General features: G+C 68.6%; 16 protein-coding genes. 10 read left to right on the top strand and 6 right to left on the bottom strand.

Features of this window, described 5'->3' with window-relative positions; translation table 11 throughout:
* Positions 1 to 117 precede the first annotated feature (117 nt).
* The 3 genes from otsA to otsB are packed head-to-tail and all read right to left on the bottom strand — an operon-like array spanning position 118 to position 4018.
* Positions 118 to 1485 carry an alpha,alpha-trehalose-phosphate synthase (UDP-forming) gene (gene otsA / locus ACT9F5_RS06495; protein ID WP_445119071.1) on the bottom strand — a complete coding sequence of 456 codons (1368 nt, stop codon included), beginning with the start codon at positions 1483 to 1485 and terminating at the stop codon, positions 118 to 120.
* Complete coding sequence (locus ACT9F5_RS06490) at positions 1482 to 3278, bottom strand: glycoside hydrolase family 15 protein (RefSeq protein WP_445119070.1); 1797 nt, start codon at positions 3276 to 3278, stop codon at positions 1482 to 1484. Before ACT9F5_RS06490 ends, otsA begins: the two co-directional genes overlap by 4 nt.
* Positions 3275 to 4018, bottom strand: coding sequence for a trehalose-phosphatase (gene otsB / locus ACT9F5_RS06485; protein WP_445119069.1), 744 nt, complete (start codon positions 4016 to 4018; stop codon positions 3275 to 3277). The genes ACT9F5_RS06490 and otsB overlap by 4 nt, the downstream gene beginning before the upstream one ends.
* 130 nt (positions 4019 to 4148) lie before the next feature.
* Between otsB and clpB the strand changes: the two genes are divergently transcribed.
* Entirely contained in the window at positions 4149 to 6734 is a 2586-nt protein-coding gene (gene clpB, locus ACT9F5_RS06480) for an ATP-dependent chaperone ClpB (RefSeq protein WP_445119068.1), read from the top strand.
* 128 nt (positions 6735 to 6862) lie between these two features.
* Here clpB and ybaL read toward each other — a convergent pair whose 3' ends face one another.
* Positions 6863 to 8545: a YbaL family putative K(+) efflux transporter gene (gene ybaL / locus ACT9F5_RS06475; RefSeq protein ID WP_445119067.1), complete on the bottom strand. Its 1683-nt coding sequence runs from the start codon at positions 8543 to 8545 to the stop codon at positions 6863 to 6865.
* Between the two features lie 98 nt (positions 8546 to 8643).
* On the opposite strand from ybaL, the gene abc-f reads away from it, so the two are divergent.
* On the top strand, positions 8644 to 10608 hold the full coding sequence (gene abc-f / locus ACT9F5_RS06470; protein WP_445119066.1) for a ribosomal protection-like ABC-F family protein: 1965 nt from the start codon (positions 8644 to 8646) through the stop codon (positions 10606 to 10608).
* Positions 10609 to 10780: 172 nt separating this feature from the next.
* Here abc-f and ACT9F5_RS06465 read toward each other — a convergent pair whose 3' ends face one another.
* Positions 10781 to 11494: an SIMPL domain-containing protein gene (locus tag ACT9F5_RS06465; RefSeq protein WP_445119065.1), complete on the bottom strand. Its 714-nt coding sequence runs from the start codon at positions 11492 to 11494 to the stop codon at positions 10781 to 10783.
* A 154-nt stretch (positions 11495 to 11648) separates the two neighbouring features.
* Between ACT9F5_RS06465 and ACT9F5_RS06460 the strand changes: the two genes are divergently transcribed.
* The gene (locus ACT9F5_RS06460) at positions 11649 to 12881 is read left to right on the top strand and encodes a cation:proton antiporter (RefSeq protein WP_445119064.1); all 1233 of its coding nucleotides are present in this window, start codon (positions 11649 to 11651) and stop codon (positions 12879 to 12881) included.
* A gap of 3 nt (positions 12882 to 12884) precedes the next feature.
* Here the strand turns inward: ACT9F5_RS06460 and ACT9F5_RS06455 are convergent, their stop codons facing one another.
* Positions 12885 to 13808: a PhzF family phenazine biosynthesis isomerase gene (locus ACT9F5_RS06455; protein WP_445119063.1), complete on the bottom strand. Its 924-nt coding sequence runs from the start codon at positions 13806 to 13808 to the stop codon at positions 12885 to 12887.
* 171 nt (positions 13809 to 13979) lie between these two features.
* On the opposite strand from ACT9F5_RS06455, the gene ACT9F5_RS06450 reads away from it, so the two are divergent.
* The 7 genes from ACT9F5_RS06450 (at position 13980) to ruvA (ending at position 19786) form a co-directional block, all read left to right on the top strand.
* On the top strand, positions 13980 to 14315 hold the full coding sequence (locus ACT9F5_RS06450; protein WP_445119062.1) for an FmdB family zinc ribbon protein: 336 nt from the start codon (positions 13980 to 13982) through the stop codon (positions 14313 to 14315).
* A 589-nt stretch (positions 14316 to 14904) separates the two neighbouring features.
* Positions 14905 to 16692, top strand: coding sequence for an aspartate--tRNA ligase (aspS, locus tag ACT9F5_RS06445; protein ID WP_445119061.1), 1788 nt, complete (start codon positions 14905 to 14907; stop codon positions 16690 to 16692).
* Entirely contained in the window at positions 16693 to 17217 is a 525-nt protein-coding gene (locus tag ACT9F5_RS06440) for a GNAT family N-acetyltransferase (protein WP_445119060.1), read from the top strand.
* Between the two features lie 59 nt (positions 17218 to 17276).
* On the top strand, positions 17277 to 17858 hold the full coding sequence (locus ACT9F5_RS06435) for an esterase/lipase family protein (RefSeq protein ID WP_445119507.1): 582 nt from the start codon (positions 17277 to 17279) through the stop codon (positions 17856 to 17858).
* Between the two features lie 63 nt (positions 17859 to 17921).
* On the top strand, positions 17922 to 18653 hold the full coding sequence (locus ACT9F5_RS06430; RefSeq protein ID WP_445119059.1) for a YebC/PmpR family DNA-binding transcriptional regulator: 732 nt from the start codon (positions 17922 to 17924) through the stop codon (positions 18651 to 18653).
* A gap of 18 nt (positions 18654 to 18671) precedes the next feature.
* Complete coding sequence (ruvC, locus tag ACT9F5_RS06425) at positions 18672 to 19199, top strand: crossover junction endodeoxyribonuclease RuvC (protein ID WP_445119058.1); 528 nt, start codon at positions 18672 to 18674, stop codon at positions 19197 to 19199.
* Positions 19196 to 19786, top strand: coding sequence for a Holliday junction branch migration protein RuvA (gene ruvA, locus ACT9F5_RS06420; RefSeq protein WP_445119057.1), 591 nt, complete (start codon positions 19196 to 19198; stop codon positions 19784 to 19786). Before ruvC ends, ruvA begins: the two co-directional genes overlap by 4 nt.
* The last annotated feature ends 21 nt before the right edge of the window (positions 19787 to 19807 follow it).

Raw genomic sequence — 19807 nt, 5'->3', positions numbered from 1 at the left:
GGACTCACGGGCTCTTGTAGGAGCGGCTTCAGCCGCGATCGGAGGGTCGTTCGCCCGCACCGGCTCCCGATCGCGGCTGAAGCCGCTCCTACAGGGGGTTCGAGGCGGACCTGCGGCTTACGCGGCGCGCAACGCGTCCAGGTAACCGCGCCGCCAGGCGGTGATGTCGTGTTTGCGCAGCCGCTCCATCATCGGTTGCCAGCGGTCGCGGCGTTCACGCGGTGACATCCCGGCGGCGCGGGCGATCGCGGCGGCGACGCCGTCGAGGTCGTAGGGGTTGACCAGCAGCGCACCCTCCAGCTCGCGGGCGGCGCCGGCGAAGGTCGACAGCACCAGCACGCCGGGGTCGTCGGGGTCCTGCGCGGCCACGTACTCCTTGGCGACCAGGTTCATGCCGTCGCGCAGCGGGGTCACCAGGCCGATCCCGGCGAGCCGGTAGAAGCCGGTCAGCGAGGCATGCGGGAAGTTGCGGTTGACGTAGCGCATCGGCGTCCACTCGGGCTCGGCATGGCCGCCGTTGATGTGGCCCGAGAGCCGCTCCAGCTCGCTGCGCAGGCTCTGGTACTCGAGCACATCGCCGCGCGACACCGGCGCGATCTGCAGGAACGTCAGCTTGCCGAGCTGGTCCGGGTATTGCTGCAGGAAGCGCTCGAACGCGCGGAAGCGCTCGGGCAGGCCCTTGGAGTAGTCGAGCCGGTCGACGCCGATCGCCAGCGCGCGGCCGGACAGGCTGCGTGCCAGCCGCTGGAAGCTGGGCTTGCCGACCGCCGCAGCGGCTTGTTGCTCGATGTGGCCGGTGTCGATGCTTATCGGGAAGGCACCGGCGCGCAACAGCCGCCCACCGGCCGTTTCCAGCACCCCGCTCTCGATCACCTGGCCGCGGCCGAACAGGCGCACGTAGTCCTGGAAGCGCTCCAGGTCGCGCTCGGTCTGGAAGCCGATCAGATCGTACGCCGACAGCCCTTCGAACAGCCGCTTGTGGTGCGGCAGCGCCGCCAGCAGGTCCGACGACGGCATCGGTACGTGCAGGAAGAAGCCGAGCTTGCAGCGCACCCCGTGTTCGCGCAGCAGCGCCGCCAGCGGGATCAGGTGGTAGTCGTGGATCCAGACGATGTCGTCCTCGCGCAGCAGCGGCGCGAGCTTCTCGGCGAACAGCGCGTTGACCCGGCGGTAGGCGGCGTAGGTCTCGCGGCTGTAGTCGACCAGGTCGACCCGGAAGTGCAGCAGCGGCCACAGCGTGCGGTTGGCGAAGCCGTTGTAGTAGTCGTCGTGGTCGCGCTGGGAGAGGTCGAGGGTGGCGTAGTCGATGTCGCCGCGGCTCTCTTCATGCAACTCGCCCGATTGCCCGGGCGCGATCCGGCCGCTCCAGCCGAACCACAGGCCCCCGGTCTCGTCGAGCGCCGCCTGCAACGCCACCGCCAGCCCCCCGGACTGCGGCTGGTCGGGCAGGGCGACGCGGTTGGAGACCACCACCAGCCGGCTCATGTCGCCTCCTGCCACGAGCGGCTCAGGCGCATCGCGGCGATGATCAGGCCGACGTGCGAGTAGGTCTGCGGGAAGTTGCCCCAGGCCTCGCCGTCCTCGAACGCGAGGTCCTCCGACAGCAGCCCGAGCGGGTTGCGCCGCTGCAGCACGGCCTCGAACAGCTCGCGCGCCTCGTCGATCCGGCCGATCGCGGCGAGCGCGTCGATGTACCAGAACGTGCAGATGGTGAAGCTGGTCTCCGGCACGCCGAAGTCGTCCGGCGCGATGTAGCGGAACAGTCCGTGGCCGCGTTTCAGGTCGCGGCCGATCGCCTCGACCGTGCCGACGAAGCGCGGGTCGTCGGCCTTGATGAAACCGAAGTCGGCCAGCAGCAACAGCGAGGCGTCGAGACGCTCGCCGCCGAACGTGTCGACGAAATGGCCAAGTCCGGCATCGAAACCCTCTTTGATGATCCGCGCATGGATCACGTCGGCGCGTTCGCGCCAGTACCGCACGCGCCCGGGCAGGCGCAGGTGCACGGCGATCCGCGCCAGCCGGTCGCAGGCCGCCCAGCACATCACGCTGGAGTAGGTGTGCACCTCGGCGCGGCCGCGGAACTCCCACAGGCCGGCGTCGGGCTGGTCGTGCAATGCGAAGGCGCGCTCGCCCAACGGTTCCAGCCGTTCGAACATCGCCGCATCGCCCGGGTGCTCCAGCCGCAGGTCGAAGAACAGCTGGGTCGAGGCGAGCACCACGCTGCCATAGACGTCGTGCTGCTTCTGCAGCCAGGCCAGGTTGCCACGCCGCACCGGCCCCATGCCGCGGTAGCCGGCGAGGCTGTCGACCTCGTCCTCGGCCAGCTCGGCCTCGAAGCCGATGCCGTACAGCGGCTGCAGTTCCACGTCCTCGGTGCTTGCGATGTTGAACACGTAGCCCAGGTAGCTTTCCATCGTCCGGGTCGCGCCGAGCCGGTTGAGCGCGCGCACCACGAACGCCGCGTCGCGCAGCCAGCAATAGCGGTAGTCCCAGTTGCGCTCGCTGTGTGCGGCCTCGGGGATCGAGGTGGTCATCGCCGCGACCACCGCGCCGGTCTCCTCGTACTGGCACAGCTTGAGGGTGATCGCGCTGCGGATCACCGCCTCCTGCCAGTCAAGCGGGATCGACAGCGAGCGCACCCAGTCGCGCCAGTAGCCGACGGTGCGTTGCTGGGCGCCGTGGACGAAATCGGCGACCGGCTGGGTCAGGGTTTCGTCGGGACCGAGCACGAGGTGCAGGTCGCGCTCGAGCACGAACGGGCGCTGCTCGCGCACCAGTCGCACCGGCGCGTCGGTGGTCAGGCGCAGGGTGAAGCCGGGCACCAGGTAGCGGATGTGGTTGCTGCCCCAGGTCGTCTCCGGTTGCAGCGCGCCGTAGTCGCCCAGCGGTCGCAGCCGGACCCGGATGCGCGGACTGCCGGCCAGGGGTCGCAGGTGGCGGGCCAGCATCACCGGCCGGTAGAAGCGGTCGTACTGGCGCCAGCGCGGGGCGAAGTCGGTGACCTCCACGGCGGCGCCATGGCGGTCGCGCAGTATCGTGCGCAGTACCGCGGTGTTGGGCAGGTAGTGCTGCTCGGCGCTGGCGAGGTCCTCCAGCTCGATCGCGAAGTCGCCGCCGGGGTGGGCGGTTGGCTGCAGCAACGCACAGAAGGCGGGATCGCCATCGAACGCCGGCACGCAGCCCCAGACCACGCGTGCGTGTGCATCGATCAGCGCGGCGAAGCCGCCGTTGCCGACCATCCCGAGGTCGAGCGCCTGGTTGCCGGGCGCCGGCTTCATGGTGCCGACATGCGCAGCCACGCCATCACCGCGGCGATGTCCGGCAGGCGATGGCGCGCGAGGCTGGGCTGGCGGTCGCCGACCAGCACCGCCAGTCCACCGTGCCGGAGCACGACTTCGAAACCGTGTTCGTCGGTGAGGTCGTCGCCGACGAATACCGGCAGGCGGCCGGCGAACGGCGGCTCGTCCAGCAAGGCCGCGATCGCGTCGCCCTTGTCGGTGCCGACCGGGCGCACTTCGATCACGCCGTCGCCGGCCTGCAGGCGGTAGTCGTGCAGCCATGGCAGCGCCGTCTCGGCGAGGTCGCGCAGGGGCTGTTCGGCATCCGGGTTGCCACGCCAGTGCAGCGCGATGGTCGAGTCCTTGTCTTCCACCAGCGCGCCGGGGAAACGTTCGCTGACGAGCTCGGCCTTGCGCTGCAGGATGGCCAGCAGCGAGGGCGGGGTCGGCGGATCGATGTGGTTGTCGGCGTGGCGGCGCTCCAGTCCGTGCAGTCCGGCGGTGGGCAGGCGCAGCGGCGTGAACAACTGGTCGAGCTGCGCCAGCCGGCGTCCACTGACCAGGGCCAGTGCGCCATCGAGGCGTCGCTGCAGCGATGCCAGCATGTCGACCAGCCCCGGTGGCACGCGCACCAGCTCGGGCGACTCGGCGAACTCGAGCAGCGTGCCATCGACATCCAGGAACAGTGCCCAGTCGTCGGCGATCGCCGGGGGTGGCGGCAGATGGGCGGGGGCATCCATGCACGCGATTGTGAGCACGGGAGTGTAAGCATCGGGTGCACGCGGTTGGCCGGGAACTTGAACCACGGCGCCGCAGCCCGCATTCCCGGGACATCGCGGCGTTGCGCCGCCCCGAATCGAGGAACCCACCATGCGAATGGACAAGCTCACCTCGCGCTTCCAGCAGGCGCTCGCCGACGCACAGTCGCTTGCGGTCGGGCGCGACCACAGCGTGATCGAGCCGGCCCACCTGATGACCGCGCTCATCGACCAGTCCGGCGGCAGCACCCGCCCGCTGCTGTCGCAGGCCGGGGTCAACGTGCCGCTGCTGCGCGAACGGCTCGGCGAGGCGCTGGAGAAGCTGCCGAAGGTCAGCGGGCAGGCCGGCAACGTCAGCGTCGGCAATGACCTGGCGCGGCTGCTCAACGTCACCGACAAGCTCGCGCAGCAGCGCGGCGATGCGTTCATCGCGTCGGAACTGTTCGTGCTGGCCGCGCTCGACGACGGTGGCGAGTTGGGACGCGCGCTGAAGGCTGCCGGCGCCGACAAGGTGCGCATCGAGGCGGCGATCGACAAGGTCCGCGGCGGCGAGAGCGTGCAGTCGGAGAACGCCGAGGACCAGCGCCAGGCGCTGGAGAAGTTCACCATCGACATGACCGCGCGCGCGGAGTCGGGAAAGCTCGACCCGGTGATCGGCCGCGACGAGGAGATCCGCCGCACCATCCAGGTGCTGCAGCGCCGGACCAAGAACAACCCGGTGCTGATCGGCGAGCCGGGCGTCGGCAAGACCGCGATCGTCGAAGGGCTGGCCCAGCGCATCATCAACAACGAGGTGCCCGAGGGGTTGCGTGGCAAGCGACTGCTGTCGCTGGACATGGGCGCACTGATTGCAGGCGCCAAGTTCCGCGGCGAGTTCGAGGAGCGCCTGAAGGGCGTGCTCAATGACCTGTCGAAGAACGAGGGGCAGATCATCCTGTTCATCGACGAGCTGCACACGATGGTTGGTGCGGGAAAAGCCGAGGGTTCGATGGACGCGGGCAACATGCTCAAGCCGGCGCTGGCGCGTGGCGAGTTGCACTGCATCGGCGCGACCACGCTGGACGAATACCGCAAGTACGTCGAGAAGGACGCCGCGCTGGAGCGCCGGTTCCAGAAGGTGTTCGTCGGCGAGCCCAGCGTGGAGGACACCATCGCGATCCTGCGCGGGCTCAAGGAGAAGTACGCCGTGCACCACGGCGTCGAGATCACCGACCCGGCAATCGTCGCCGCGGCCACGCTCAGCCACCGCTACATCGCCGACCGCCAGCTGCCCGACAAGGCGATCGACCTGATGGACGAGGCGGCTTCGCGCATCCGCATGGAGATCGACTCCAAGCCCGAGGAGCTGGACCGCAAGGAACGCCGCCTGATCCAGCTGAAGATCCAGCGCGAGGCGCTGAAGAAGGAGAAGGACGCCGAGAGCAGGCAGCGGCTGGCGGACCTGGAGTCCGAGATCGACACCTTGGAACGCGAGTTCAACGACCTCGAGGAGATCTGGAAGGCCGAGAAAGCGACCTTGCAGGGCGCGACGAAGATCAAGGAGCAGATCGAAGCCGCCAGGCTCGAACTCGAGGCCGCGCAGCGCCGGCAGGACTACGCGCGCATGAGCGAGTTGCAGTACGGGCGAATCCCCGAACTGGAGCAACAGCTCAAGGCTGCGCAGGAAGCGGAGACCAAGGGTTTCACCCTGCTGCAGGACCGCGTGACCGCCGAGGAGATCGCCGAGGTGGTCGCGCGCTGGACCGGTATCCCGGTGTCGAAGATGCTCGAGGGCGAGCGCGAGAAGCTGCTGCAGATGGAGCAGCACCTGCATTCGCGCGTGGTCGGCCAGGACGAGGCGATCAGGGTCGTGTCCGATGCGGTGCGGCGTTCACGCGCCGGGTTGAGCGATCCGGACCGGCCGTCGGGCTCGTTCCTGTTCCTCGGCCCCACCGGCGTCGGCAAGACCGAGCTGTGCAAGGCATTGGCCGAGTTCCTGTTCGACAGCACCGACGCGATGATCCGCATCGACATGAGCGAGTTCATGGAGAAGCACGCGGTCAGCCGGCTGGTCGGCGCGCCCCCGGGCTACGTCGGCTACGAGGAGGGCGGCTACCTGACCGAGGCCGTGCGGCGGCGGCCGTACAGCGTGATCCTGCTCGACGAGGTCGAGAAGGCGCACCCGGATGTGTTCAACATCCTGCTGCAGGTGCTCGACGATGGCCGGCTGACCGATGGCCAGGGCCGTACGGTCGACTTCCGCAACACCGTGATCGTCATGACGTCCAACCTCGGCAGCCAGATGATCCAGGACATGGACGGCGATGACACACCCGAGAGTTACACCCAGATGAAAGCCGCCGTGATGGGCGTGGTGCAGGGCCATTTCCGCCCCGAGTTCATCAACCGGCTCGACGACATCGTCGTGTTCCACCCGCTCGACAAGGCACAGATCCGGGAGATCGCGAAGATCCAGATGAGCGGGCTGGAGCGGCGACTGACCGAGCGCGGGCTGAAGCTGGAGCTGTCCGACGCGGCGCTGACGCTGCTCGGCAATGTCGGTTTCGACCCGGTGTACGGCGCGCGGCCGCTCAAGCGCGCGATCCAGCAGCAACTGGAGAACCCGCTGGCGCAGAAGATCCTGTCGGGCGAGTTCGGCAGCGGCGACACCATCCAGGTCGACGCGGAAGATGGCACGCTGGTGTTCCGCAAGGGCTGACACAGCCGATGCGGGTACCCCCGGGCTCCTGTAGGAGCGGCTTCAGCCGCGATCTGGAGTCGGACGGGCGATCCACCATCCGATCGCGGCTGAAGCCGCTCCTACAAAAGCAGGTGCCTGCGTTTGCCTCAAGCCACCGCCGGCGGCAGGTGATGGTCGCCACGATACGGCGGCGTCGCCATCACCATTTCGGCCAGGCTGTGCGCCAGTTCGCGCTCGGCCATGACCGCGGCGTCGGCGCCGTGCTCTAGCAGGTGCTTGACCTCGGCGTCGGAGTGGGCGCGGGCGACGATCGTCAGCGACGGGTTGACCTCGCGCAATTTGGCGATCACCTCGCCGGCCTCCAGCGTGTTCGGGATCGCCAGCATCGCGGTGTGCGCGGTCTCGGGCCGGGCTTCGGCCAGCACCCGCTCGTTGACCGCGTTGCCGCGGATCGCCGGGATGCCGGCGGCGCGCGCGCGGTCGATCAGCAGTTCCTCGTCATCGACCACCACCAGCGGGATGCCGCGGTCGTGCAGCAGCCGGCCCAGTTCGCTGCCGACGCGGCCGAAGCCGACCAGGATCACGTGATCGCGCAGGTCCGGCGGGATCGGCGGCTGCGCGGTGTGGACCACCGCGTCGGGTTGCCGGGCGCGCTTTTCGCGGCGGTCGAGCCAGGCGAACAGCAGCGGGTTGGTGATGATCGACAGCAACGCGCCGGCCAGGATCAGGTCCTGGCCTTCCTGTGGCAGCACGTCCAGCGCCAGCCCAAGGCCGGCGAGGATGAAGGAAAACTCGCCGATCTGCGCCAAGCTGGCGGAGATCAGCAGCGCGGAGCCCTTGGGTTTGCCCAATAGCCGCATGATCACGTAGGCGGCGATCGACTTGCCGAGCACGATGATCAGGAACGTCGCCAGCACCTCGGTCGGGTGCTCCAGCAGGATCATCGGGTCGAACAGCATGCCGACCGACACGAAGAACAGCACCGCGAACGCATCGCGCAATGGCAGCGTCTCGCTGGCCGCCTGGTGGCTGAACTCCGATTCGTTGAGCAGCATGCCGGCGAAGAACGCACCCAGCGCGAACGACACCCCGAACAGCGCCGCTGACCCGAATGCCACGCCCAGCGCGATTGCCAGCACGCACAGGGTGAACAACTCGCGGGATCCGGTGCCGGCGACGCGCTCCAGGATCCACGGAATCACCCGGCTGCCGACCACCAGCATCAGCACCATGAACGCACCGACCTTGAGGAAGGTGCCGAACAGCGCGGTCAATACGGAGGTCGCGTCGGTCGCTTCGCCATTGAGCAGCCCCGCCATTGCCGGCAGCAGCACCAGCGCCAGTACGCAGGCAATGTCCTCGACGATCAGCCAGCCGACCGCGACCCGGCCGCGCTGGGTCTCCACCAGTCGGCGGTCCTCCAGCGCCCGCAACAGCACCACCGTGCTCGCGCACGACAGCGACAGGCCGAACACGAAGCCGGCGCCATGCGACCAGCCCAGCCATCGCGCAAGGCCCCAGCCCAGCAACGTCGCCACGGTGATCTGGGCGATCGCGCCGGGCAGGGCGATGCTCTTGACCGACATCAGGTCGCGCCAGGAGAAGTGCAGGCCGACGCCGAACATCAGCAGGATCACGCCGATCTCGGCCAGCTGCGGCGCCAGCTCCATGTCCCCGACGAAGCCCGGAGTGAAAGGCCCCGCCACGATCCCCGCCACCAGATAACCCACCAGCGGCGACAGCTTCAGCCGCTGCGCCAGCGCGCCGAAAATGAACGCGAGCACGAAGCCCGCGACGAGGATGGTGATCAGGGACGTTTCGTGCGGCATCGGCAATCCATTGAATTCGACCTCCCAGAATGTGGGGCGCCCCGGCCGTATGCAAGCACGGCGTCGGGGGTACAGGCTCGCACACGTACAATGACGGCATGATTGCCTTCAAAGATTTCGCCCTGCGGCGCGGCGAACGCCTGCTCCTGTCCAACGTCGACCTGGTTTTGCAGACCGGCTGGCGGGTGGGGGTGATCGGCCGCAACGGCACCGGCAAGTCCTCGCTGTTCGCCGCGGTGCAGGGCCAGCTGGAGGCCGACAAGGGCGACCTGGGGATTCCCAACAAGGTGCGCATCGCCAGCGTCGCGCAGGAAACCCCGTCGCTGCCGGACCCGGCGCTGGACTTCGTGCTGTCGGGCGACGCCGCGGTGCACGCGGCGATCCAGGCCGAGGCCAACGCCTTCGCCAACGAGGACTGGGAGGCCGTCGCCGAGGCCCACCATCGGCTGGAAGAGCTCAACGGCTACGACGCCAGCGCCCGCGCCGGCAAGTTGTTGCACGGTCTGGGTTTCGCCGCCGACACCCACCAGCGTGCGGTCAGCAGCTTCTCCGGCGGGTGGCGGGTGCGGCTCAACCTGGCCCGGGCGCTGATGACACCATCGGACCTGCTGCTGCTCGACGAGCCGACCAACCACCTCGACCTCGACGCGGTGCTGTGGCTGGAGCAGTGGTTGCTGAAATACCCCGGCACCCTGATGCTGATCTCGCACGACCGCGAGTTCCTCGACGAGGTCACCACCCACACGCTGCACCTGCACGACGGCAAGGCCAAGGTCTACACCGGCGACTACACCGCGTTTGAAAGGCAGCGCGAGGAACAACTGCGCCTGCAGCAGATCACCCACGAGAAGGCGCAGGCCGAGCGCGCCCACCTGCAGAGCTTCATCGACCGCTTCAGTGCCAGCGCGGCCAAGGCCAAGCAGGCGCAGTCGCGGGTCAAGCGGCTGGCCAAGATGCAGGGCACCGAAGCGGTGCGGGTCGAGCGCGCGCTGCGGATCGAGTTTCCGGCGCCGGCGAAGTTGCCGCATGCGCTGCTGCGGCTGGAGCACGCCGATTGCGGTTATGCCGCGGCAGAACCTGTAGGAGGGGCTTCAGCCCCGAACCAGAATGGTCAGCCCACGCAACATCCGATCGCGGCTGAAGCCGCTCCTACAAAGGCGGGGGAGACCACGATCCTGCACGACGTCGGCTTCATCCTCGAAGCCGGCGACCGCGTCGCGCTGCTCGGCCCCAACGGCGCCGGCAAGTCGACCCTGGTCAAGTCGCTGGTCGGCGAGCTGCCGCTGCTGTCGGGCGAACGCGGCGGCCACCCCGACCTGCGGATCGGCTACTTCGCCCAGCACACGGTCGAATCGCTGCGCGCCGGCACCAGCGCGATCGACCACCTCGCCGACATCGCGCCGGGGGTGGCGACCCAGCAGCTGCGCGACTTCCTCGGCAAGTGGAACTTCCCCGGCGACCGCGCGTTCGAGTCGGTCGACGTGTTCTCCGGCGGCGAGCGCGCGCGACTGGCGCTGGCGCTGATTGCGTGGCGCAAGCCCAACGTGCTGCTGCTCGACGAGCCGACCAACCACCTCGACCTCGACATGCGCGAGGCGCTGGCCGAGGCACTGGCGAGCTTCGACGGGGCGATCGTGCTGGTCAGCCACGACCGGCACCTGATCGGCCTGGTCTGCGACAGCTTCTGGCGCGTCGCCGATGGCGTGGCGCAACCGTTCGACGGCGACCTCGATGCGTATGCCAGCTGGCTGCGTTCGCGCGACAACTCCAACGACGGCAAGGGCCGCGCGAGCGCCAAGTCGGTCGAAGCCGCGCCTGCTGTCGCGGCGCCCAAGCCCAAACGCGGCAAGGCCAATCCGCACAAGCTGGCGAAACTGGAGGCGCGGGTGGAGGAACTGACCGCGCAACGGGCGGTGATCGAGACCCAACTGGCCGACCCGTCGATCTACGCTGACGGCGGCGCCCGCGTTGCCGACCTCGGCAAACAGCAGGCGCAACTGGCCGCCGAGCTGGAGCAGGCCGAAGCAGAGTTGCTGGCATTGTACGAGGCCGACGCGGCCTAGCCTGCACCGGCCGATGCCTTTGTAGGAGCGGCTTTAGCCGCGATCTGGAATCGGCGCGGGCGAACGATTGGCAGATCGCGGCTAAAGCCGCTCCTACAAGAGCCCGCCAGAGCGCGCGGACAGGAGCAAGCGACAGGGGCACGCGGCCCCGGATGGCCGTCCCGCCGCCGCCTCAATCGCGCAGGAAATACTCCACCGTCGTCACCACCCGCACGCGCTTGACCTGCGGGCTGCTCTGGTCGCGGTCGCTGATGCTGACCACGCCCTGGTTGGCGCTGCGGATGCCGCCCAGGCGCGAGTCGGAGTCCTTGGCGAACTGCACCGCCGAGTCGCGCGCGGCGGCGGTGGCTTCGGCGATCAGTGCCGGCTTGATGTCGTTGAGCTTGGTGTAGTCGAAGTCCGGGGCGCTGCCTTCGCCGATCATCACGCCCTGCGCGACCAGCTCGCCACTGCGGCGCAGCACGCTGAGCGCCTTGGCCACGTCGGTGGTGCGCAGGCTGACCGTGGTCGAGTAGCGGTAGCGCTCCGGCGGACGGCTGTCGCCATAGGCATAGGCCCAGCGGTCCTCCAGCCGCGGCGGCGAGACCACGATGTCGTCGGGCTTGAAGCCCGCGTCGACGAAGAACTTGCGGATCGCCGCGGTGTTGGTGTCGAGCTGCCGTTGCACCTGCGCCAGGTCGTTGCCGCCGACGGTGTGCGGCAGCGGCCAGACCACCCGGTCGGCCTCGACGATCTTCTCGGCCGAGCCCTTGACGGTGACGTAGCGGTCGGCGGTCTTCAGCCGCGCCATGCCCTGCGCGGCGAACCAGCCGGCGAGCGCGAAACCGGCCGCGAGCAGCACGGCGGAAACCAGGAGGGTGACGCTGGGGCGGCGGTTGTCGGGCATCGGGCGGTTCCTCGCGGGCGGGGTGTCAACGGCAGCGTATCGCGTGTCCATGAAGACCGCATGTACCGGCACGCGTGAAAGCGAAGCACCTGGACGGGGTTGCCTGCCAAGCCCGTTTGCAACGACCATGCCGCGAACGCACGGGCCGGACCGCATGAGCAACGAACTGATCTATCTCCTGCTGATCTTCGGCCTGCTGGTCATCCCGCGTGCACTGCAGCGGTTCAAGCTGCCGGCGCCGATCACCTGCCTGGTGCTGGGCGTCGGCGCGATGCTGGCCTTCGGCGACCGGGTCCACGACCCGGTGATCGTGCTGCTGTCGACCCTGGGCATCTCCTCGCTGTTCCTGTTCGCCGGCCTCGAGGTCGACCTGGCGGCGCTGCGCAAGGGCGTGGGCCGGCTGACGGTGCACCTCGGCATCCGGGTACTGACCCTGGCCGGGATGGCCTGGTTGGCCTGGCGCTATCTCGACCTGTCCTGGCAGGCGGCGGCACTGGTCGCGCTGGCGCTGCTGACGCCGTCGACCGGTTTCATCCTCGACACGCTGGAGCGGCTCGGCCTGGACGAGGAGGAGCGGTTCTGGGTGACCAGCAAGGCGATTGCCGGCGAGCTGCTGGCGCTGGCGGCGCTGTTCGTGGTGCTGCAGGCCGGCGACCCGATGGAACTGGCCACGTCATCGCTGGTGATGCTGGCAATGATCGTCGGATTGCCGCTGCTGTTCATCGCGCTCGGGCGCTGGGTCGTCCCGCATGCGCCGGGCTCGGAGTTCTCGTTGCTGGTGATGGTCGGCATGGTCGCGGCGTTCATCACCTACAAGCTGGGCGTCTACTACCTGGTCGGCGCGTTCATCGCCGGGCTGGTGGCGCGCATGCTGCGGTTGCGGATGCCGCGGCTGGCCTCGGACGACAACATGCATGCGCTGCGGTTGTTCGCGACGTTCTTCGTGCCGTTCTATTTCTTCCACGCCGGCACCGGGATTTCGCGCGACGCGCTGACCTGGGAAGCTGCCGGGCTGGGCCTTGTGATCACCCTGGTGGTGCTGCCGTTGCGGATCGGGATGATCTGGCTGCAACGCCGGCTGATGTTCCGCGAAGAGCGCGGCAGCAGCTTCAAGGTTTCGGTCGCGTTGGCGCCGACGCTGGTGTTCACGCTGGTGCTGGCCAACATCCTGCACGTGCGTTTCGACCTGCCCGGGGTGCTGTTCGGCGCGCTGATCCTCTACACCGTGTTGAACACGATGCTGCCGTCGTTCCTGCTGCACTCGCCGTTCGACGTCGATCCGGTTGACGACCGCCCCGGTTCGCACCCGGAAGACCGGATGCGTGCGGAAGGCGAGGCGCCGCGGCCACCGCCGCCCACCCGGCAATCCCCGCGCATCACCGGTTGACGGTCAGGCCCGGTGCGGCTCCAGCGGGGTGACGTGTGAGCCGAGCACGGCATGGCCCACGATCGCCACGCCAACCGGCTCGCCCTGTTCGACCCGGACTTCGACATCGATGAAGCCGCCACGCCCGCTCGCGGCCTGCTGGCGCGCGCGGAAAACGACGCGTCCGTCGGTCGACGCGGACAGCAGTCCGTACCGGACCAGGTAGGCGCCCAGCGGGCCATTGGCGTTGCCGGTCACCGGGTCCTCGTCGATCCCGATCGCCGGCGCGAACATGCGGCCGTGGCAGAACGCATCGTCGCCCTCCTCGGTTTCCAGGGTGAATACGAAGTAGCCGTTGCTGCCGACCGCGGGGCTCAGTTCGGCCAGTCGCGCCAGGTCGGGTTGCAGCGCGGTCAGGCGTGCGCGCCTCTCCAGGCCGATCAACAGTTTGCCGTGGCCGGTGCCGACGAACTGCAGCGGGCAGCGGAAGTCGAGGTCGGAAGCGACCACCCCGAGCGCCCCCATCACGTCCTGCACGAGGGCCGGCTGCAGCGGCGGATGGAACACCGGCGGATTCTGCTCGATCCGGACCACGTGGTCGTCGCCGCTTCGGATCACCTCGACCACCTGCACCCCGGCGCCGGTCAGCTGGCGCCGCGGCCCGACCGGTCCGCCTTCCATCGCCAGTGCGAAGTGCGCGCCGACGGTGGCATGGCCGCAGACGGGGACTTCGGTGGTCGGTGTGAAGAAGCGCAACTGGAGTTCGTGGTCGTCACCCCGGGCGGGCAGCACGAAGGCGGTCTCGGAGAATCCAAGCTGATGCGCGATCGCCTGCATGCGCGCCTCGTCCAGTCCGGCGGCATTGGTGACGACGCCGGCCGGGTTGCCCCGGCCAGGCTCGGTGGTGAAGGCATCGATCCGGTAAACCCGCAAATCGTCCAACGTCATCGGCTCCGCAACAGACAGCCCAACTTAACATGCTGAAAACAATGGAAAACGTGTTGTCTGCAGGGAGGTTCTCCCACGCGTCGGCCGCCTGCCATATGCACGCGGTGCTTGAAACCCCACCGGCGGGCCCCACACTCCGCGAACCTGTTGTCGCCTGCGTGAATCCCGAAAATGCCGATCTATGCCTTTGAATGCGCCGCGTGCGGCCACAGTTTCGACCGCCTGCAGAAGCTGTCCGATGCCGACCCGGTCGAGTGTCCGGAATGCGGTGAATCGCAGATCCGCCGACAGCTGACCGCACCGCAGTTCCGCCTTGCCGGCGGCGGCTGGTACGAGACGGATTTCAAGAAGGACGGCGACAAGAAGCGCAATCTGGCTGGTGATGGCGGGGCTGAGAAGTCGGATGGGGGCGCTGGCAAGGCCGACAAGGCTGACGCGGGCAAGAGCGGTGCCGCGAAGGCGGATGCGGTGAAGCCTGCCAAGAGTGAGCCTAAGCCGGCGGCTTGAAGTTTTCGTTGGGCGAGGGTGTCGCGGGGCCGCGGGCGGAGGGGGTAGTGCTACTCCCCTCGGTCAGGGCGTCCTGCCCTGACTCGGGGCCGCCGGCCATCCATGGCCGGCTTTCCGCACTACCCCCTCCACCCACGTCCCCCTCCAATTGCCGAGGCGTTGCTGTGGCGTTTGAAGCAAAAGCCGCGGTTTTACGTGGTTTGCCATGGGCCTCCGCCCGCCAAGGCCGAATAACTCACATGCCGAAGCGGCGTCCGGTGGGGGTGCTGCGTACAGCAGGCCATGGATGGCCTGCGGCGGTGAGTCAGGGCAGGAAGCCCTGACCGAACCGGGGAGCAGCACCCCCATCGGGCGTCGCCCAGCCCGAAGCCCATAACCTCCCCGCCTGCAGCCCTCAAGCTCACGAATTCCGTGACTCCCCAAACCCCGTAGCCTGCAGGTTCGCCGCCTGAAATCAGTGAGCCCCCGCCTGCAAGCCGCGAGTTCGTTTAGCCAGGACTTGTCGAACCGGAAAGTCCCCCCATCCGAAGCCCGCTAAACTAACGGGCTTTCCGGCGCCCGCCGCCGACCGTTCGCCCCCGGAGCCCCCATGCGTACCCATTTCTGCGGCCTCATCGACGAGGCGCTGATCGGCCAGACCGTCACCCTGTGCGGCTGGGCCGACGTCGCCCGCGACCTCGGTGGCCTGTGCTTCATCGACCTGCGCGACCACGAAGGCATCGTCCAGATCGTCGCCGAACCGTCGGACGCCGAAGGCAACGCCACCGTCATCGCCACTGCCGCCCAGGTCGGCTACGAAGACTGCCTGCGCGTCACCGGCGTGGTGCGCAAGCGCGAGTCGGTCAACAACAAGATCCGGACTGGCCAGGTCGAAGTGGTCGCTTCTGCGATTGAAGTGCTCAACAAGGCCGAGCCGCTGCCGTTCCACGCCCACGAGAACGCGGGCGAGGACATCCGCCTCAAGTATCGCTACCTCGACTTGCGTACCCCCGAGATGCAGCGCCGGATGCGCATCCGCACGCGGCTGGTCGCGGCGCTGCGGCGCTGGCTCGATGCGCGCGACTTCCAGGACATCGAGACGCCGATCCTGACCAAGGCCACGCCCGAAGGTGCGCGTGACTTCCTGGTGCCGGCGCGGATGCATCCCGGCGAGTTCTATGCGCTGCCGCAGTCGCCGCAGTTGTTCAAGCAGATCCTGATGATGGCGGGCTTCGACCGCTACTACCAGATCGCCCGCTGCTTCCGCGACGAGGCCCTGCGTGCCGATCGCCAGCTCGAATTCACCCAGCTCGACATGGAGTTCGCCTGGGTCGAGGAACGTGACGTACAGGACGCCACCGAGACCATGATCCGCGAGGTGTTCCGCGAGGTGATGGACGTGGAACTCGGCGAGTTCCCGCGCATGACCTACGCCGAAGCCATGCGCCGCTACGGCTCCGACAAGCCGGACCTGCGGATCGACATGGAGTTCACCGACATCGCCGGGCTGGTCAAGGGTTGCGAGTTCAAGGTGTTCACCGATTGGGCAAACCACGCCGACGGCCGCGTCATCGCGCTGCGCGCCCCGGGCGCCGCGGTGTTGTCGCGCAAGCAGATCGACGAACTCGGCGCGCACGCGGCCAAGTACGGCGCCAAGGGCGTGGCGTGGATGAAGGTCGAGGACCCGGCCAAGGGCCGCGAGGGCGTCAGCTCGCCGATCGCCAAGTTCCTCGACGACGCGACGCTGGCCGCGATTCTCGACGCGACCGGTGCGCAGGGCGGCGATGCGATCTTCTTCGGCGCGGCCACCTACAAGCTCGCGTCCGACTTCATGGGTGCGCTGCGGCTCAGGCTCGGCAAGGACCTCGGCCTGGTGCAGGACGGCTGGAAGCCGCTGTGGATCACCGACTTCCCGATGTTCGAGTGGGACGACGAGGCCAACCGCTACGTCGCCTTGCACCACCCGTTCACCGCGCCGGCGGTCGATGACGTTGCCGACCTCAAGGCCAATGCGATGACCGCGGTGTCGCGCGGCTACGACATGGTCCTCAACGGCAACGAGATCGGTGGCGGCTCGATCCGTATCCACCGCTCGTCGATGCAGTCGGCGGTGTTCGAACTGCTCGGCATCGGCGCCGAGGAACAGCAGGGCAAGTTCGGCTTCCTGCTCGACGCGCTGAAGTACGGCGCGCCGCCACACGGCGGCATCGCGTTCGGCATCGACCGCATCGCCGCGCTGATGGCCGGCACCGAGTCGATCCGCGACGTCATCGCGTTCCCCAAGACCACCGGCGCCCAGTGCCTGATGACCGACGCGCCGTCGCCGATCGCCGATGCCCAGCTGGCCGAGGTCCACATCGCGGTGCGGCCGAAGCCGGCCAAGGCGGCCGCCGAGTAGATGGCGGGCGAGCCGGTCATCCGCCGCGCCACCCCGGACGATGCCGGGGTGGTGTCGCGGCTGGCCACCCGCACGTTCACCCAGACCTTCGGCCACCTGTATCCGGACGAGGACCTGCAGGCCTTCCTCGCGGAGAGTTATGCGGTCGAGCGCCAGCGGATCATCCTGTCGCACCCCGATTACGCGGTGTGGCTGCTGGAGCACGACGGCGAAGCGATCGGCCATGCTGCCGCCGGCCCGTGCGGGCTGCCGCACGCGGAGGTCGCGCCGGGTGATGGCGAACTCAAGCGCCTGTACGTGCTGAAGGACTGGCAGGGTGGCGGTCGCGGCGGGCGCCTGTTCGCGGCCGCACTGGACTGGCTGTTACGCGACGGCCCGCGCACGCTGTGGATCGGCGTGTGGTCGCAGAACCTCGGGGCACAGCGGTTCTATGCGCGCCACGGCTTCGCCCACGTCGGCGACTACGAATTCCCGGTCGGCCGCGTGCGCGACCACGAGTTCATCCTGCGCCGGGAGGCCCGGTGAGCGATCACGTTCCGCCGGACAACGGCAGCCGCCGCGTCGTCCTGCTGCACGGCCTGTGGATGCCGCGCGCCTCGATGCAATGGCACGCACGGCAGCTGCGCAAGGCCGGTTATACGCCGCACATCTTCAGCTACGCCACGGTCGCCGGCGGTCCCGAAGCCGCGGTACCGGCACTGCTGGAAACGCTGCGCGAGCCCTGCGACATCCTCGCCCACAGCCTCGGTGGGCTGGTCGCGGTGCACGCACTGCAACAGGAACCCGAGCTGCCGGTGCGCCGGGTGGTCTGCCTCGGTTCGCCGTTGTGCGGCAGCGCCGCGGCCACCGGCATGGCCCGCCTGCCGCTGGGGGCGAGGACGCTCGGCCGCAGCGTCGGATTGCTGCGCGACGGTTGCCCGCCGTGGACCGGGCCGGCCGAGCTGGGCATGGTCGCTGGCGACTCGCCGATCGGACTGGGACAGATGTTTGGCCGCTTTGCCGGCCGCAGCGACGGCACCGTGGCGGTCGCCGAGACCCGGATCGACGGGCTGGCCGACCACATCGTGCTGCCGACCAGCCATACCGGCCTGCTGCTGTCGGCCCGTGCCGCCCGCCAGGTGGCGCATTTCCTCGCCCACGGCCGGTTTGTCCATGACGCAGGATAAGGAAGCGGGCCGGGCAAGGGGGTAGAATCCCGCTCCTTCCACCGCAACCGTCCGGAAATTCCCATGGGCCGAGGTCCGTCGATCGAGGGGCGCAAGAACGCCACCGATGCCAAGCGCGGCAAGATCTTCACCAAGATCATCCGCGAAGTCACCGTCGCCGCGCGTGCCGGCGGGGGCGACCCTGGGGGGAACCCGCGTCTTCGCACCGCGATCGACAAGGGCCTGTCGGCCAATATGTCCAAGGACGTGATCGAGCGCGCGATCAAGAAGGCCACCGGCGAGCTGGAAGGCGTCGAGTACGAGGAAATCCGCTACGAGGGTTACGCCCCCGGCGGCATCGCGGTGATCGTCGACTGCCTGACCGACAACAAGGTCCGTACCGTAGCCGACGTGCGCCACGCCTTCGGCAAGTTCGGCGGCAACCTCGGCACCGACGGCTCGGTCGCCTTCATGTTCAACAAGGTCGGGGTGCTGAGCTTCGATGCCGGTGCCGATGAGGATGCGATCACCGAGGCCGCGATCGAGGCCGGTGCCGACGACGTGGTGGTGTATCCGGAAGACGGCGCGATCGACGTGCTGACCGCGCCGGACGCCTTCGAAGCGGTCAAGGCGGCGATGGTCGCGGCCCACCTGGAACCCGGCCACGCCGAGGTCACCTGGCGCGCCGACAACGACATCGCGGTCGAGGGCGACACCGCCAAAGCGGTGGTCAAGCTGCTCGACTGGCTGGAAGACCTCGACGACGTGCAGAGCGTCTACTCCAACGCAGAACTCGGCGAGGATGCCTACGCCTGATCGGCGTACGCTGTCGCGGTGATCAGAATCCTCGGTATCGACCCCGGTTCGCAGCGGACCGGCATCGGCGTGATCGACGTGGGCAGCGACGGGCGTTGCAGTTACGTCCATTGCGAGGCGCTGAAACTGCTCGACGCCGCCGACTTCCCGTCGCGCCTGGGCCTGCTGTGCGAGGGGCTGGAGCGGGTACTGGACGAATGGCAGCCGCAGCAGGTCGCGATCGAGACGGTGTTCATGGCCAAGTCGGCGACCTCCGCGCTCAAGCTCGGCCATGCCCGTGGCGCCGCGCTGGCGACGGTGGTACGGCGCAAGCTGGCGATCAGTGAATACGCACCGCGGGTCATCAAGCAGTCGCTGGTTGGTGGCGGCGCCGCCGACAAGACCCAGGTCCAGCACATGGTGCGGTTGCTTCTGCGGTTGCCGGACGCCAGGCTGCAGGCCGACGCCGCCGATGCGCTGGCGGTGGCCCTGACCCATGCCCACATGAGTGCGACCCAGATGCGAACCGGGGTCGCAGTGAACCAGTTGCGGAGACGCGGTACATGATCGGTCGATTGAAGGGCATCGTCGTCCACAAGCAGCCGCCGTGGCTGGTGGTCGATGTCAACGGCGTCGGTTACGAACTCGAAGCGCCGATGAGCACGTTCTACGACCTGCCGGACATCGGCCGCGAGGTGTCGCTGTTCACCCACTACGCGCAGAAGGAGGACAGCGTGTCGCTGTACGGCTTCCTGCGCGAGGTCGAGCGGCGGTTGTTCCGCGACGTGCAGAAGGTCTCGGGGATCGGCGCGAAGATCGCACTGGCGGTGCTGTCGGGCGTCAGCGTCGACGAGTTCGCGCGGATGGTGCAGTCCAGCGACGTCACCGCGTTGACCCGCATCCCCGGCATCGGCAAGAAGACCGCCGAGCGCATGGTGGTGGAATTGCGTGACCGTGCGGCCGACTTCAGCGGTGGCGGCGCGGTGCTCAATGCCAATGGCGGCCCGGGCGACCCGCAGACCGAGGCGGTGATCGCCCTGCAGCAACTGGGCTACAAGCCAGCCGAGGCCGTGCGCATGGCGCGCGAGGCCACCGCTGCCGGCGACGACGTCGGCACCATCATCCGCAAGGCGCTACAGTCCGCGCTTCGTTGAGCGAGCGGCGGCCTGTCCGCC

It is taken from the genome of Lysobacter sp. F6437 (genome assembly GCF_052547215.1).
This window is presented reverse-complemented; position numbering and strand designations above follow the sequence as displayed.

What these genes read in the sequence shown, in the direction of transcription:
- ACT9F5_RS06430 (WP_445119059.1), top strand. Translation starts at nt 17,922, where the DNA reads ATGGGCCGAGGTCCGTCGATCGAGGGGCGCAAGAACGCCACCGATGCC.
- otsA (WP_445119071.1), bottom strand. Translation starts at nt 1,485, where the DNA reads ATGAGCCGGCTGGTGGTGGTCTCCAACCGCGTCGCCCTGCCCGACCAG.
- otsB (WP_445119069.1), bottom strand. Translation starts at nt 4,018, where the DNA reads ATGGATGCCCCCGCCCATCTGCCGCCACCCCCGGCGATCGCCGACGAC.
- ACT9F5_RS06435 (WP_445119507.1), top strand. Translation starts at nt 17,277, where the DNA reads ATGCCGCGCGCCTCGATGCAATGGCACGCACGGCAGCTGCGCAAGGCC.
- clpB (WP_445119068.1), top strand. Translation starts at nt 4,149, where the DNA reads ATGCGAATGGACAAGCTCACCTCGCGCTTCCAGCAGGCGCTCGCCGAC.
- aspS (WP_445119061.1), top strand. Translation starts at nt 14,905, where the DNA reads ATGCGTACCCATTTCTGCGGCCTCATCGACGAGGCGCTGATCGGCCAG.
- ACT9F5_RS06450 (WP_445119062.1), top strand. Translation starts at nt 13,980, where the DNA reads ATGCCGATCTATGCCTTTGAATGCGCCGCGTGCGGCCACAGTTTCGAC.
- ACT9F5_RS06460 (WP_445119064.1), top strand. Translation starts at nt 11,649, where the DNA reads ATGAGCAACGAACTGATCTATCTCCTGCTGATCTTCGGCCTGCTGGTC.
- ruvA (WP_445119057.1), top strand. Translation starts at nt 19,196, where the DNA reads ATGATCGGTCGATTGAAGGGCATCGTCGTCCACAAGCAGCCGCCGTGG.
- ACT9F5_RS06440 (WP_445119060.1), top strand. Translation starts at nt 16,693, where the DNA reads ATGGCGGGCGAGCCGGTCATCCGCCGCGCCACCCCGGACGATGCCGGG.
- ACT9F5_RS06455 (WP_445119063.1), bottom strand. Translation starts at nt 13,808, where the DNA reads ATGACGTTGGACGATTTGCGGGTTTACCGGATCGATGCCTTCACCACC.
- ACT9F5_RS06465 (WP_445119065.1), bottom strand. Translation starts at nt 11,494, where the DNA reads ATGCCCGACAACCGCCGCCCCAGCGTCACCCTCCTGGTTTCCGCCGTG.
- ACT9F5_RS06490 (WP_445119070.1), bottom strand. Translation starts at nt 3,278, where the DNA reads ATGAAGCCGGCGCCCGGCAACCAGGCGCTCGACCTCGGGATGGTCGGC.
- abc-f (WP_445119066.1), top strand. Translation starts at nt 8,644, where the DNA reads ATGATTGCCTTCAAAGATTTCGCCCTGCGGCGCGGCGAACGCCTGCTC.
- ybaL (WP_445119067.1), bottom strand. Translation starts at nt 8,545, where the DNA reads ATGCCGCACGAAACGTCCCTGATCACCATCCTCGTCGCGGGCTTCGTG.